The sequence below is a fragment of the Croceicoccus gelatinilyticus genome (assembly GCF_018398395.1).
Lineage (GTDB): Bacteria > Pseudomonadota > Alphaproteobacteria > Sphingomonadales > Sphingomonadaceae > Croceicoccus > Croceicoccus gelatinilyticus.
On record NZ_JAHCBF010000022.1, the window covers coordinates 1 to 12,034 of the forward strand.

The window sequence follows — 12,034 nt, forward strand, 5'->3', positions numbered from 1 at the left end:
CACCAGCAGGAAGTCTGAATCACAACGCAGCCGAAATGGGAATCCCCCTCGAGTCAGTTCGTGTGGAAACCGCTCTAGCGCACTGATGATCGCTCCCCAGACCCAATAAGGCAGCAAGAGAACCGAGGCGATTGCAGCCGTGTCAGACAACTGGCCTGGCTCGACACCGCCGGTGCTGAACAGGTAGCCGAACTGCTGCCAGACGCTGATCGAGGCCTGCACGCCGAGAAACTGGATGCCGAAGTGCTGCCAGGCGGCTGGGCCTCGGAGCGCGAGGCCAAGGATCGCAAGGCCCAGCGCAGGCAGGATCAGCCAGCCGGTCATGGACCGGACCCAGATGAGCGTGCTGATGAGGAGCGCAGCGCCGAGAAGTGCGAGGGCGACCTTGGTCGCGCGGACGGTTCGTGACGAGACGATCAGGATTGCGCCGGCAATCGCGGGGCCCAGAGGGCCGCTTGCCGCAATGAAGGCATTGGTGATGCCGTATCCGTCCGAAGGGCGAAGCGAATAGGCGACGCCAGAGCCGTCGGGATAGATGACGAGGCGCTCGAATTCGGAGCCGGTCAGCATGGCCGCAAGGCCATGTCCCATCTCGTGGAACCAGGTGGCAAGGATCGTGAAGGGGTAGAGCGCATAGCGCCCTGCCTCGGTCTGCCACAGGGCAATAGAAATGGCGCCGATCGCGAGGAGAAACGCGGCACGCTTCTTCGTGTCGTGAAAGGCTATGGCTCCGGGCATCAGGTCATCTCCATACAGGCACGTGCACGTCAGTCCAGATCGACCTGCTTCCATTCGTACCGGTGGCGCGGATACTCGCGCAGCGCCTCGTCGAGCGTGCGCTTGCTCTCGTCCCACTTCCCGTCCGGGTAGAACAGGAAAAGTTCGTATTCGTAGGGCTGCCCGCGCTTGTCGATCCCGTTGTACGGGTAGCTGGCGTATTCGATCTCTACGGGCTTGGCCTTGGGCATCATCTATTCCTCGTCTGGAGGCGGCTGGCATACATACCAGCCGCGTCCGTGTCTTACTGGCCGACGTAGACCTTCATGACGCCGCGCTGCTTATTCCACATGACGTCGCCATCGAAGCTGACGCGAAGGCCGAGCATCAGGGCAAGGTCGAAAAGCTCGACGGCTGCTTCAGCGTTGGCTCCGTCAAGGCGGAGCCGGGTGCGGATTTCGCGGTGCTTCGCGCCATCGAGGCAGTCCGGATCGAAGGCGGGGATGAAGGGATCGTCGTAGCCATTGCCGGGGTAAGCCCGGAACGGCTGCCCGCCAGCCGCCTGCGCGCCTTCAAGGTTCTTGGCGAGGGATTCGACGGTCATGTAGTCGATGAAGATGCCGCCCGATTCATCGGCGATCACCTTGATTTGATCCCAGATGGCCTTGTTACGGGCATCATCGCTCTTCTGGACGTTCGCGCGCTCGGACTTGGAAAGCAGGTTCATCATCGCTTTTTCCCTTCATCGACGAATTACGAGAACGAACCGTCACGCCTTTGCAAAGAGGCCGGGGTTCTCGAGGGCGTAGCGCAGCCGGTTAGCCCTCGCCTGCAGTTTGGCAGGGTTCGCCGCCTCACTGGCGCGCAAAGCGGACAGGAGGCTTCCGCCGGTGCCGAGGATGCGGTCAGCAAGATCGATTGCGACGAGGTTGGGCGTGGCTTCCGGACGGATCGCGAGGAGATCGGCAACAGCCTGCTCCTCGTGCCCCCTGCCCAGCCTGTGAGCGATGAGCATCAGGGCGACTGCGGCGGACCTGCCCACGCCTGCCTGGCAGTGGATGAGCAGCGAACCGTTCGAGTGCAGGCGGCAGAAGCGCAGGGCTTCGATCATGTTGGCCCAGGTCGCGACCTTGTAGCCGAGCGAGGCATCGTCGCAGTCCTCGAAATTGAGGATGAGCTGTTCGCCGTCGCGAACGCGTAGGCCGTCGCGCTGCCCCGGGTCCTCGAGCGTGAGAACCGCATCGTAGGACTTGTGGTGCTTGCGGGCCTGCGTGAACGAGCCAACGGCGATCGCGCCTGGCGCGGGCGGGGTCAGCTGGGTGGACATCGCGTTTTCCTTCACAAGCCTTGGGTCGCCAAGGCCGGTGAATGCGTGAGGCCTTAGCCTTCGGGGAGCTTCAGGTTCGCCGTGTTGAACTTGAACTGCGAGCGTGTGCCGAAGTTCGTATTCGTCTCGATGATCGCTGTCTTCGACTTGAGGAGATCCTCATAGAAGGTGTCGTAGATACCAATGCCGGCTCCGGACGTCGCACACCGATATTCCTTGACTGGACCGTCATCGAACTTTGCCGAGACCTTCGAATGGCAGAGGGGCCTTTCGGCCGCGGTGTCGAACTGCCCCTTCATGCCTGCGACATGATTTCCATCGGGCAATTCGTAGACGACAAGGTCGGGCTGCCACAGCGGAACGCCAGTGTTGGAGCGCACGATGGCAGCATAAGTCGTCTCGTCCCGCATTTCGTCGTACTGCTTGCGATATGTCCAGCCAGCCGCGAGCTTCTCGGCTTCCTTGAATTTCGAGAGTTCAGCGTCCGCTTCTGCCATGGCTCGCTCGGCATCGCCGCTCACCGCGCCGGTAATGAAGACCACCAGGACGAGGCCGACGAACACTCCGACGACACCAAGCAATACTTTCGTGAAAACGCTCATGAATTCCCCCCGAGATTCAGCGCACCATATGCAGGCTGCAGGTTAAGACCATGCCAACGCGATGCAAATGTCAGTCGATCAGCTTTCCGGCAGATGCAGGTCGGCCGTCTTGAAGCTGAAGGTCTTTACGCGCCCGACACTGCTGGAGGTCGCGATATCGATGACCTTGGCAGTCTTCAGGTGCTCGTAGAAGTCATCCGAGATTTCGATGCTCTCGTCGCCGGCATCGCAATCGAATGAGCGGGCCTTGCCGCCATCGAAGCTGACGTCGACTTCGCCAACGCAAAGCGGGATGGAGGCCATCATGTCGTCCTGACCGATCAGCATCACGGCCTCGCGGCCGTCAGTCATGCGGATAACGGCAAGATCGGGCTGCCACTGGGGCGAGCCGCCAGCCGCGCGCACGACGGCAGCATCGGAAACCTTGCCATCAACATCGTGATCGAGGTGAGTGTAGGTCCAACGCTGGGTAAGCGGTATCGCGGCGGCACGCTCGATATCGTAGGCGCTGGCCTCTGCCGGGGCAGGATTGCTGCCACCAAAGCCAAAGAAGGTGATTGCGGCTGCACCTGCGATGCCAACCGCGCTCAATGCGATCTTCCCGTTCTTTCTCATGTTCGACCCCTCGAATTGCGTCCGACAATACCCGTCATTCGTGAATGGTTGGTAATTTGTAGGATGCTTTTCGAGACAGCCCTAATGCCTCTGGTTCCAGCCGGACTTTATCGTCAATAAGTGCAGTCAGATCGCTCTATGGGGGGAAGTATCTTCGATGAAGTCATGTCCACGATGCCGCGGGTCCGTCGCAACGCGCGCGACGCGCTGTTCGCACTGCCACTCCGATTTCGATGCTAGCGAGATGGATGCAGGCTTCAGAGAGGCGGCGAATTCATTCTGGATGAAAATCCTGACCGGGATCGTCCTCGTGTGCGGAGGAATTTATTGGGTGAGCACCAACGAAGGGGCGATCATCTCCTTCCTGGTCCGGTAGAGCGCCATTGGTCTATTCGCCCTTGAGCGCCTCGTACCTCCGGCGCCATTCGACCTTGCACTCTTCCCGGGTGTGGCCCGCGTAGAAGTTGTCGGCCTCCATGCTGGCGGTAACGGCAGCATAGCGGCCCTTAGCGGCCGGATCGTAGAGCGGATTGAACGGCGCAGGCGGGTTATTCCAGGCGTTCTGGAAGAAGCCGACTTCGGGTCCGTAGGTGGTCGGTTTCGGCTGCCGCTTGGCAATGGGCATTGCTTGGTCCTTTTTCCTGATGTGCTGGCACAGGTAATCCCCCGCCGGAGCCTACGAGTAAGCGTCGCAGTGCGATGCCCTTCGGCCCCGGCAGGGGAAACTGGTGTCAGAGAGGATCAGCGCAGCGCGCTCTCTCGTCCTCGAGATCTTCGAGGCACATGGCCTCGTGGCCGTCGATGAGGTGGTGCCACTGGTCTCCAGCGCTGCCTTCTTCATAGACGAAGTGCGGCTCGAACTTGCTGCGGGCCTCGTTCCACGCCTTGATCTCGTCACCAAATCCCTTGGTGATGTCGAAGATCGAGACGCGGTACTCGTTGGCGAACCGTGTCGCCATGAGCTCTTCGAGCGTGGCGAAGAAGCTATGCGAGCGACATAGCACCTTGGGCCCTGCATTGAGCGGAACGGCGTTAAGCCGGTCCAGAGACATCAGGTCTCCGAGCAGCATCATTTCGAAGACCTGGACAGGGGAGGTCCAGTAATCTTCGAGATGTTCGATGACCTGGTCACCGCCGTGCGTGAGGTGGATCGCGCGAAAGCCCGAAGGCGATCGAATTGCGATCATGCGGCGGGTTGCCATCAGGCCGCGATCAGGCCTGCGGACTCGACGCATGCCTGAAGCATGGCGGGCGACATCGTGGTGTCGACGTAGGCGCTCTTGGGGTTCTTGGTGCGCTGTGCCGGAGCGTTGTCGTTCGATGCGCGGCGAGCCTGTGCAGCGCGGATAGCCTTGAAGCGGGCGATGTCCTTCTGAGTGAACTTTGCCATGATCATTTTTCCCTTCTTCGATGAATTTCATCCATCTTCCAACGACATGTGTCGTGGCTCGAGGACTGCCGCCGCTTGCCAGAAGGCATAGGGCGGCTATGGTGCGAAAGATCAGTATCCGGGGGGAATCCATGATCTTGAGAACTACACTGGCCGCATCGGCCCTCTTCGTCCTTGCCGGCTGCAACCAGCAGTCGAGCGAGGAATTGCCCGAGCTTTACGAGGGCGAAGGTTCAGTGCCTATGGAAGAGGCTGAGGCGCCTGCAGAGCCGGTGCCGGCCCTCTCGGACGCTGATATGGTCAGGGTTTGCAAGGCGGCGCAGGCGTTCAGCGTGGGGCGCGACGTAAACACCGTGAACGGCGAGAAGACGGGCGAGAACATGGTTCGCCTCAGCTATACCCGCGATGACGGGAAGTCCTTCCGGTACGATTGCCGGATCGATGACGGCGAGGTCCGCACGCGCATGATCGACGAAGCTGGGCCTGGCTCTGGCCCCGGCCAATGGTCAGGCCGCGGATCGAAGACGACCTTCGAGATGCGCGAGAACGGCATCTACGTGAAGGAACTCTATTTCGACGGCTCCAGCGACGAAGGCCTCGTCGAGATCTGACGGGCCGAGCCGTTAGGCCTTGCTAGTGTTGCGCTCAATGCTGCGGCCGACACCAATGCCAAAAGCGACGCCATTGTCGAAAGCGATGAGATAGCCAATCGAAACATGCGCGCTGGAGATACGAGGGGCGCCGTAGAACGGCTCATACTCGTCGTTCACAATGATGATGTCATTGGATTGGTCGACTAGGAAACGGTAGCTCAGTTCGAGCGCCTCGGCTTCGTCGTTGATCTGGTCGATCTGCTGTTCGCTGATGGCCATGTTTTTCCCTTCTCTGTTCCAATTCGGCCCAGCCGACATTGAGGGGAAAGACCGGCTGGCGCGTGAGCGTCCAGCCGGTAGGGGATTGGATTGTCAGGAGCGCGCAACGAGCTCGTCTATGGAGATACCAGTCTCGCTCTCGAGCTGGCCTCGCAGCCTCCATGCAGAAGCAGGGAGGTCGCGCGCGAGGCGCGGCTCCTCACCGGAGGCGCAGGAGTAGCAGTCTTTCGGAGCTTTGCGTGATCGGGCGCGCTCTATCTCGGCTTTGAGGTAGTAGTCGTAGCTCGACCTTAAGCGGCAGTAGGCCACGATGTAGGGATACTGGTGCTGGGCATAGTCGAGGTTTGGCGTAGGCATAATGGTCGTCTTTCGATTGCAGGGCGGCGGTGTGCCGCCGGTGTGTGCAAGACGATCATTCGTTCAGGCATTTTCGCCCGAGTTGCGTCGGCTTCGCGATGTTCTCCCCTTAAGGGGAATTCGTGGATAGTAGTCCCAGCCGGATGATGTCCAGCCGATGTCACTGCCGGAGAGGCCGGCTCCGGCAGTGATCTTGCGCTAGAGCGTCAGCCCTCGTCGACGGGGTAGATGGTTCCTGCCACGCCGCGCGGGTCGAGACCCAGTTCGCGCCCCAACGCCATCAAGCGGGTATGGAGGAGCACGCTGCCCTCGCCCGTCTTGAGTGCACGGACGACATCGCCGACTGGCAAAGTAATGCAGGCTGCCTCGCACTCGAAGGTATCCATGTCGGAGCGCAGGTTTTCATAGCGGTCTTCCGGCTCGAAACCTTCGGCGAGCGAATATTCGTCGTCGATCGAGAAGCCCTTGGCGGCAAGTTCGGTGGCCTGGTCGTCGAGATCCTCGAAAGCATCGTAGTCAGGCAGGAACGTCTCGCTGTGCGTATCGCCGTCGCGGGTCGCATCCACCTGCATCGCCTTCGCAACCAGATCGAGGACCGGTCCCGAGAGGCATTCGCCCTCGCCCAGCAGCTCCTCTGCCCTGTCGAGACGGGCGAGAAGCGCAGGCATCCTCCGGCGTGCAAACTCCATGACGCGGTATTCAGCCGAGGAGCGCTCGCCTGCCGAGCCTTTCGCGTGATTGTCGCTGACAGCAAGGCGCAGCAAGTGGAGCTCGTCGTCGGCGAGCGGCTGCTTGCCGTGATGGGTGTGCTTCTTGAGGCCCTTCACGGTCTTGTTCCATGCAGGCCAGTCGAGGTGGCAGGCGCGTTCAAGGCGATCGATGTCTTCGCGTAGCTGGTCACGCTCTGCGATCAGCTTTGTTAGTGTATCCGTACTCGCGCCGGTTGCCAGATCCGCGCTTGGAGTATTGAGCGGAGTTGCGGACTCCGCCTTGCGGGCAGCAGCCATCATCTCGTGGGAATTGCGAAAGCTGCGACCGGCGGCGAGCGCCTCGATGATGTCGCAGCGCTGGACTTCGATCCCCCTCGCCTTGAGGGTGTTGTACAGGCCATCGATTTCGGTGTGCAGTTTGGTCTTCATCGTAATCTCCAAGAAGGGAGGTGCGAGACGCGCAGAGCCACAAGCCTTTCGGCTCGTGGTGCGGGACGGGGCTTCGCTGCGTCCACGCGCGCAGGCGCACCTCCCCTGATGAGATATCGAGAAGATCAGTCTGGTCGTGAAAGCGTAAGGGGAACCGTTCGCCTGGCATCCTTTGGGGATGCCGGTCCAAGGTGGACCTGAAGCCGACTGGCTGGTTCCGGCCGATGCTTGCCTTGCCGGCAGCATATCGAGAGCGCGGGTTACGCGGTCTGGATATGGTGTCGCAGGCAAAGGCAGGGTGGCTGCAGCTCGTGGCAGCACCCTGCTTCTTGCGGCGTCAGGTCGCAGCGATTTCCTGAAGCGGGCCATCGTGGACCTGACGGCAGGTATTGTCTTCGATGAAGACGTGGGTGAAGCCGTTTGCGCGGGCCTCGGCGCTTGCGTCACGAACGGCGTCCTGGTCGGTGGCTGCGCGGACGTAGAAGCGCGAACCATCTGGGCCAGCATCGGAGTAGGGAACGCAGTCGAAACGGGTCAGGTCAGGCATGGGACGATCTCGATCCTTTTCGTGGGGGCACGACATAAAAAACCCCGCCGCGGCGGGAGCCGGGCGGGGTCTTTCGTCAACGGTTTGTCGCCGCCTTTACGCGGCCATGGCCACCGGCGTGTTGTCGTTGCTCGCGGCCATCGACGCCTTGCGGGCAGCGGCCTCGGCCTTCGACGCTTCGTTCGCGGCAGTGTGCGCTGCGATGCGATCGGCCTTGCGCTGTGCAGCGGCTTCCTTCGAAGCGACGAGGCTGGCAGCGTGGGCCTTGATGTTGGCCTTCTTGGTCGCGGCCTTCGCCTTGGCGTTCTCCTTGCCGAGCGCCTTCATCGCCTTGATGTTCGCGGCGACCGACTTGTCGGCGTTCTTGAGGCGTTCGGCCTTACGATCGGCGTTGCGCTTGTCGTGGGCGATCTTGGCGGCCGACGGGGTCTTCTGTTCCATGGTCACTTCATCCTTTTGAAAAGTCATTTTCCCTCACCCAGGAGGGTCACGTCTCTTGTCATTGGCTGGAAACTGTCGCCCGACGTGTCGGCGACTTACCGGGAAAAGCCCGGCCCCCTTGCGGGGACCGGGCTTCCGGGACGAGCTGGGCTCAGGCCGCCTTCTTCTTGGCGGCGTTTGCGTCGTTGTGGGCCTGGATGCGGCCTGCCTTGCGCTCGGCGGCGGCCGTCTTCGAGGCAAGAATGCGAGCGTTGTGGCGAGCGATGTTGTCAGCCTTGGCCTGGGCGCGAACGACTGCGTTCTCGGCGCCGAGCTGCTTCATTGCCTCGATGTTCGCTTCGACCGAAGCGGCCGAGCGTTCAGCCTTCTCGGTGCGGGCGGTTGCGGCAGCGACCTTCTTGGCTTCGTTGCGCGCGACGTGACCGTCGATGCGGGCCTGCTTGGCGGTCGCTGCGTCAGTCTTCGCGGCTGCGTTGCGCTGTTCGTGAGCGATCTTCTTGGCCGAAACGGTGCTGTTCTGTTCCATGGTCAATCTCGTCCTCTTGATTGCAAATCTTTTTCCCCTCACCCGGAAGGGACATAATTCCTGCTACCGAAGCCTCATGTTCTTCACGTTGCCCGGTAGTGGCACGCGAAAAACCCCGCCGCGGCCGGAGCCGGGCGGGGTCTTCAATTCAGCGATTAGCTGGGTAGCGGGCCTCAGGCGGCCTTGGGCTGCGGGATCGCAACAGCGGTGAGGTATTCACCGCCGCGCTTGCCGTCTTCGCCCGGAACGTGGCTGATCAGGCAGCGCAGCGAGATCTCGCGACCCTTGCGCAGCTGACCCTTGAGGGCTGCGTGCATCTTGCCCGAGGCGACCAGCGTGCGTTCGACCTGGCGGCCACGAAGGGTCGTGGTGACGCGCGTGCGGAACGACTTGGTGCCGGTGCTCGAGGTAGTCGTGCGAACCGAACCGGGGACGACGGTGAAGTTGTAAGCCTTGGCGTTCATAATCATTTCACTCCAAATTTTTCATCTGGCAGAGTTGCCACTCAAACCCCGTCCTGGAGGGCCGAAGGACCTTTTTCCCCTCGACCCACCCGGGGCGAACAAACTGCTCCCTTGAATGAAATGATTTAGGTTTTAAGCCGCTGCTGCGTTACTCAACTAGCGCCCAGACGGTTGTCGTCATCGATAAGGCTTAGCATTCCGTCCCACTGCCACAGGACAAGATTGACGGCGTCTGGTTTGGCGCCGCGCACGAAGCTCGGCACAAAAATCCCGGCATATCCCTCGGCGATCAAGGTCTCGGCCAGGTCTTGTGAGGGCATTGGTTCGCCTGCGAGCATTTTGCTTCGCCATGCAGGATCTGAAATGACATCGTGTGCAAGGTTGCGGGTGACAAAAAACGAAGCCTGCCGCGCATCGATGATTGGACCGATATCAGCTTCATAGGCGACCAAGGTCGTCGGCTGCATGGTGCCGACCTGATTGGCTTCGCGCAATGCAGTCTCTGGCTCAAGAGAGGTATAAAGCGCATCACGACCCTTAGGATTGAGCCTGCCACCGTACAGGCCGGCTCCAGCGCCTGATAATGGCATGCGCGCGTAGATCGGATTCAGTGCCCGATAGACAATTCCCGAGAACTGCATGGGTCAGGCGTAGACGCCCGCGTCGACCGCATCGATGTATTCCAGAACGGCATCAGCCATGCCCTCACGCACGAGTTGCATTGCTGTTCGGCCATCGAAGCCTGCCAAGGGCTCGGATCGATACCAGGCGTAAGCCATCAATGGAGATCCGAAGCGTGGTTCGACCTTATTGATGATTTCAATCATGTGGCGCATGCGGCTCTGGCTACGATCTGAAGCGATGCGGTCCTTACGCTGCAAAGCGTCCTTGCCCAGACCCAAAGAGCCGCTGAGCTCATCGAGCGTGGTTAGGAAAAGCTTGGCGATCTTCTTTGGTTCAAAGCGGCCTTGTGAGGTCGCAGATTCGATGATCATTGAAACAGCTCCAATTATTCTGACGCAATATAGCGTCAGTATGAATGGCACTCAAGAGACATGATCAGCGCCCAGCCTGCCCGTCAGCCGCTACTTGCAAGGGCGCGGTGATCTTGCTCGAGGCGTAGCGCTCGATGTTCGAGATAGGGTGGAAGACTGCCGAGCCTCGGCCCATGTAGACTTCGGCGGTGAGCCATGCCTCTTCGTCTTCGCGATCTGCGACAGGGATGTCCTTGGACCAGTAGCGCATGACGGGATCCCAGCGATATCCGCGAGCCTTCAGGCGATCCTTGGTATCGAACGGCGAGTCGACGGCGTTGACCTTGAAGCTGGGCCGCTCCGAGCAATGCATCAACTCGGCAAGTACCGTCTGCCCGTCAGGGAGGACGTGCGAGAGAAGGTAGAGGAGTGCCAGGATGTCGATCTCTGCGCGGTGGCCGTCGTAGAACCAGCCACATTGGGTGAGAAGCTGGGAAAGGCTTTTGCCCTCGAACCCGAGTGCGCGCCAGTCCGGCTCGGCCATCGAGCATGCCCATGCCTTGCCTGCGATCCTGGGCAGGCGCCGTTCCACGAAGGGACGGTCGAATGCGGCATTGTGCGGGATAATGATGTCGGCTGAATCCAGCAGCCTGCAGGCCATGTCATCGTCGATCGACTGGCCTTTCAGGTCCTCGTCGGTGAGACCGGTGATCTCCGTGATCTGGGGGTCGAGAGGCTTGCCGGGGTCTTCGCGCCAGACGCGCGGTTCGCCGATTTCGGTGATGCGACCAAGGTCATCGAAGCGGAAGCGCTGAATGGCGAGCTCGATGATCTTGTCATCGTCGTGGTCGAGGCCGGTAGTCTCGGTGTCGAGGACGATGCCAACACGGCTTGGCGCCCCTACCCGCTCAGGCTGGAATTGCGTGATCGGCTTGATCCGGCGCAGGATGCGAAAGTCATCACAGCCCTCGAGCAGTTTGCAGGCCTGTTCGAGATGCTCATCGGCGGGTCGGTTCATGGTGCACCTGATATGCTTTTCGTGCGCAAAGCACAAAAAGAACCCCCGTCGCGGGCTGGCCGGACGGGGGTTCGCGTTTGGTTATTGGGAAATCAGATCAGAGAGGCGTGCGCGTGAATGCTGACGACTTGAGCAACATTGCGCGCACCGATCTTCTTCAGGATGTTGTGACGGTGGATCTCGACCGTACGCGTCGAGATACCGAGCAAGGCTCCAATCTCTCTGCCGGTATTGCCCTGGGCGATGAGTTCGATCACTTCGCTTTCGCGAACCGTGAGGCTTTCGATCGCAATCTTTGCCGCCCTGACTTTCAGCGCATGGGCAGTGCGGCGTTCATAGTTTTCAGTGGCCTTGCCGACGAGTGCGCCAAGATCGGCGATCTCGTTGCAGTCGATATAGGCCATCGCCCCTGCCTGCATGGCAGCCACAATCGTCTTCGTTGACGGTTTCTTACCAAGGCCGATGACAGGGATTTTCAGGTGGAGTTTCTCGAGACGCTCGAAAAGGCCGGGGATGCCGCCCTCCACCGCGTCTTCGGAAGCGAGGATGATGCCGGTTGGGCCCGCTTCAGAGGCATATTCGGTATAATCCTCGTAGATTTCGGCGTGATAACCGGCTGCCAAACATGACCGAGACAGGTTGGCCCGGTTTGCCGGTGACGGATCGATGATGTGAACGGTCAACTTCGGAATAGGCTGCTTGCAGAAAACCTCGGCAGCCGAAGCCATCGTCTTGCTCATAATTTGATGTCCCTGTTTAACGGCGTAACGCCATTCGAAGGGATTATAGGATGGATGCGCAAAAGGCCCGAGGGCCTCAGCTGTAATCCTTCAAGGTCATGCCCTTCAGCATTTCGCCGACCCAGCGGTCGAATGCGATCGCGTGCTCCTGCTCTTCGAAGAAGATCTCCGGATTGCGTTCGTCGCTGATGGCCGGATCGACGGCCCATCCGGGCGCATTCTTGTCGAGTGTCAACGGCGGAGCAAAAGTCGGCCATTCGGCGGCGTAAAACCAGGCCATCGTGTTACATGCCGGGGGGAGTGGC

The 12,034-nt window shown here is 60.5% G+C and carries 21 protein-coding genes; 1 reads left to right on the forward strand and 20 read right to left on the reverse strand.

The window, feature by feature from the left end; all coding sequences use genetic code 11:
• From KIH45_RS18560 to KIH45_RS18600, 9 genes are all read right to left on the reverse strand, one after another.
• Positions 1-738 (reverse strand): M50 family metallopeptidase (locus tag KIH45_RS18560; protein ID WP_213177448.1); only part of this gene is annotated, 738 nt, incomplete at its 3' end.
• A 29-nt stretch (positions 739-767) separates the two neighbouring features.
• Entirely contained in the window at positions 768-968 is a 201-nt protein-coding gene (locus KIH45_RS18565; RefSeq protein ID WP_213177449.1) for a hypothetical protein, read from the reverse strand.
• 53 nt (positions 969-1,021) lie between these two features.
• Positions 1,022-1,447 (reverse strand): hypothetical protein, encoded by a 426-nt coding sequence (locus KIH45_RS18570; RefSeq protein ID WP_213177450.1) that lies wholly within the window; start codon positions 1,445-1,447, stop codon positions 1,022-1,024.
• Between the two features lie 39 nt (positions 1,448-1,486).
• Positions 1,487-2,044 (reverse strand): protein-tyrosine phosphatase family protein, encoded by a 558-nt coding sequence (locus KIH45_RS18575; RefSeq protein ID WP_213177451.1) that lies wholly within the window; start codon positions 2,042-2,044, stop codon positions 1,487-1,489.
• A gap of 53 nt (positions 2,045-2,097) precedes the next feature.
• A complete protein-coding gene (locus KIH45_RS18580) occupies positions 2,098-2,646 on the reverse strand; it encodes a hypothetical protein (RefSeq protein WP_213177452.1) in 549 nt (182 codons plus the stop codon).
• A 78-nt stretch (positions 2,647-2,724) separates the two neighbouring features.
• The gene (locus tag KIH45_RS18585) at positions 2,725-3,261 is read right to left on the reverse strand and encodes a hypothetical protein (protein WP_213177453.1); all 537 of its coding nucleotides are present in this window, start codon (positions 3,259-3,261) and stop codon (positions 2,725-2,727) included.
• A gap of 388 nt (positions 3,262-3,649) precedes the next feature.
• Positions 3,650-3,886, reverse strand: a complete 237-nt coding sequence (locus KIH45_RS18590; RefSeq protein ID WP_213177454.1) for a hypothetical protein — start codon at positions 3,884-3,886, stop codon at positions 3,650-3,652.
• A gap of 106 nt (positions 3,887-3,992) precedes the next feature.
• Positions 3,993-4,448, reverse strand: coding sequence for a hypothetical protein (locus KIH45_RS18595; protein ID WP_213177455.1), 456 nt, complete (start codon positions 4,446-4,448; stop codon positions 3,993-3,995).
• A gap of 14 nt (positions 4,449-4,462) precedes the next feature.
• A complete protein-coding gene (locus KIH45_RS18600; RefSeq protein WP_213177456.1) occupies positions 4,463-4,651 on the reverse strand; it encodes a hypothetical protein in 189 nt (62 codons plus the stop codon).
• A gap of 131 nt (positions 4,652-4,782) precedes the next feature.
• On the opposite strand from KIH45_RS18600, the gene KIH45_RS18605 reads away from it, so the two are divergent.
• Positions 4,783-5,262 (forward strand): hypothetical protein, encoded by a 480-nt coding sequence (locus KIH45_RS18605; protein ID WP_213177457.1) that lies wholly within the window; start codon positions 4,783-4,785, stop codon positions 5,260-5,262.
• Between the two features lie 12 nt (positions 5,263-5,274).
• On the opposite strand, the gene KIH45_RS18610 is transcribed toward KIH45_RS18605, so the two are convergent.
• From KIH45_RS18610 to KIH45_RS18660, 11 genes are all read right to left on the reverse strand, one after another.
• Positions 5,275-5,523: a hypothetical protein gene (locus KIH45_RS18610; RefSeq protein WP_213177458.1), complete on the reverse strand. Its 249-nt coding sequence runs from the start codon at positions 5,521-5,523 to the stop codon at positions 5,275-5,277.
• 563 nt (positions 5,524-6,086) lie between these two features.
• Positions 6,087-7,019, reverse strand: a complete 933-nt coding sequence (locus KIH45_RS18615) for a hypothetical protein (protein ID WP_213177459.1) — start codon at positions 7,017-7,019, stop codon at positions 6,087-6,089.
• A 337-nt stretch (positions 7,020-7,356) separates the two neighbouring features.
• The gene (locus tag KIH45_RS18620) at positions 7,357-7,566 is read right to left on the reverse strand and encodes a hypothetical protein (protein ID WP_213177460.1); all 210 of its coding nucleotides are present in this window, start codon (positions 7,564-7,566) and stop codon (positions 7,357-7,359) included.
• Positions 7,567-7,662: 96 nt separating this feature from the next.
• Positions 7,663-8,007: a hypothetical protein gene (locus KIH45_RS18625; RefSeq protein WP_213177461.1), complete on the reverse strand. Its 345-nt coding sequence runs from the start codon at positions 8,005-8,007 to the stop codon at positions 7,663-7,665.
• Positions 8,008-8,158: 151 nt separating this feature from the next.
• Positions 8,159-8,533 (reverse strand): hypothetical protein, encoded by a 375-nt coding sequence (locus KIH45_RS18630; protein ID WP_213177462.1) that lies wholly within the window; start codon positions 8,531-8,533, stop codon positions 8,159-8,161.
• 173 nt (positions 8,534-8,706) lie between these two features.
• Entirely contained in the window at positions 8,707-9,003 is a 297-nt protein-coding gene (locus KIH45_RS18635) for a hypothetical protein (RefSeq protein WP_213177463.1), read from the reverse strand.
• 146 nt (positions 9,004-9,149) lie between these two features.
• Positions 9,150-9,638, reverse strand: coding sequence for an RES family NAD+ phosphorylase (locus KIH45_RS18640; protein WP_213177464.1), 489 nt, complete (start codon positions 9,636-9,638; stop codon positions 9,150-9,152).
• Between the two features lie 3 nt (positions 9,639-9,641).
• Entirely contained in the window at positions 9,642-9,992 is a 351-nt protein-coding gene (locus KIH45_RS18645; RefSeq protein ID WP_213177465.1) for an MbcA/ParS/Xre antitoxin family protein, read from the reverse strand.
• A 64-nt stretch (positions 9,993-10,056) separates the two neighbouring features.
• Complete coding sequence (locus KIH45_RS18650) at positions 10,057-10,989, reverse strand: 3'-5' exonuclease (RefSeq protein ID WP_213177466.1); 933 nt, start codon at positions 10,987-10,989, stop codon at positions 10,057-10,059.
• 92 nt (positions 10,990-11,081) lie between these two features.
• On the reverse strand, positions 11,082-11,729 hold the full coding sequence (locus KIH45_RS18655) for a response regulator transcription factor (RefSeq protein WP_213177467.1): 648 nt from the start codon (positions 11,727-11,729) through the stop codon (positions 11,082-11,084).
• Between the two features lie 76 nt (positions 11,730-11,805).
• On the reverse strand, positions 11,806-12,034 hold a 229-nt coding region (locus KIH45_RS18660; protein WP_213177468.1), incomplete at its 5' end, for a hypothetical protein.

What these genes read in the sequence shown, in the direction of transcription:
- KIH45_RS18565 (WP_213177449.1), bottom strand. Translation starts at nt 968, where the DNA reads ATGCCCAAGGCCAAGCCCGTAGAGATCGAATACGCCAGCTACCCGTAC.
- KIH45_RS18570 (WP_213177450.1), bottom strand. Translation starts at nt 1,447, where the DNA reads ATGATGAACCTGCTTTCCAAGTCCGAGCGCGCGAACGTCCAGAAGAGC.
- KIH45_RS18575 (WP_213177451.1), bottom strand. Translation starts at nt 2,044, where the DNA reads ATGTCCACCCAGCTGACCCCGCCCGCGCCAGGCGCGATCGCCGTTGGC.
- KIH45_RS18580 (WP_213177452.1), bottom strand. Translation starts at nt 2,646, where the DNA reads ATGAGCGTTTTCACGAAAGTATTGCTTGGTGTCGTCGGAGTGTTCGTC.
- KIH45_RS18585 (WP_213177453.1), bottom strand. Translation starts at nt 3,261, where the DNA reads ATGAGAAAGAACGGGAAGATCGCATTGAGCGCGGTTGGCATCGCAGGT.
- KIH45_RS18590 (WP_213177454.1), bottom strand. Translation starts at nt 3,886, where the DNA reads ATGCCCATTGCCAAGCGGCAGCCGAAACCGACCACCTACGGACCCGAA.
- KIH45_RS18595 (WP_213177455.1), bottom strand. Translation starts at nt 4,448, where the DNA reads ATGATCGCAATTCGATCGCCTTCGGGCTTTCGCGCGATCCACCTCACG.
- KIH45_RS18600 (WP_213177456.1), bottom strand. Translation starts at nt 4,651, where the DNA reads ATGGCAAAGTTCACTCAGAAGGACATCGCCCGCTTCAAGGCTATCCGC.
- KIH45_RS18605 (WP_213177457.1), top strand. Translation starts at nt 4,783, where the DNA reads ATGATCTTGAGAACTACACTGGCCGCATCGGCCCTCTTCGTCCTTGCC.
- KIH45_RS18610 (WP_213177458.1), bottom strand. Translation starts at nt 5,523, where the DNA reads ATGGCCATCAGCGAACAGCAGATCGACCAGATCAACGACGAAGCCGAG.
- KIH45_RS18615 (WP_213177459.1), bottom strand. Translation starts at nt 7,019, where the DNA reads ATGAAGACCAAACTGCACACCGAAATCGATGGCCTGTACAACACCCTC.
- KIH45_RS18620 (WP_213177460.1), bottom strand. Translation starts at nt 7,566, where the DNA reads ATGCCTGACCTGACCCGTTTCGACTGCGTTCCCTACTCCGATGCTGGC.
- KIH45_RS18625 (WP_213177461.1), bottom strand. Translation starts at nt 8,007, where the DNA reads ATGGAACAGAAGACCCCGTCGGCCGCCAAGATCGCCCACGACAAGCGC.
- KIH45_RS18630 (WP_213177462.1), bottom strand. Translation starts at nt 8,533, where the DNA reads ATGGAACAGAACAGCACCGTTTCGGCCAAGAAGATCGCTCACGAACAG.
- KIH45_RS18635 (WP_213177463.1), bottom strand. Translation starts at nt 9,003, where the DNA reads ATGATTATGAACGCCAAGGCTTACAACTTCACCGTCGTCCCCGGTTCG.
- KIH45_RS18640 (WP_213177464.1), bottom strand. Translation starts at nt 9,638, where the DNA reads ATGCAGTTCTCGGGAATTGTCTATCGGGCACTGAATCCGATCTACGCG.
- KIH45_RS18645 (WP_213177465.1), bottom strand. Translation starts at nt 9,992, where the DNA reads ATGATCATCGAATCTGCGACCTCACAAGGCCGCTTTGAACCAAAGAAG.
- KIH45_RS18650 (WP_213177466.1), bottom strand. Translation starts at nt 10,989, where the DNA reads ATGAACCGACCCGCCGATGAGCATCTCGAACAGGCCTGCAAACTGCTC.
- KIH45_RS18655 (WP_213177467.1), bottom strand. Translation starts at nt 11,729, where the DNA reads ATGAGCAAGACGATGGCTTCGGCTGCCGAGGTTTTCTGCAAGCAGCCT.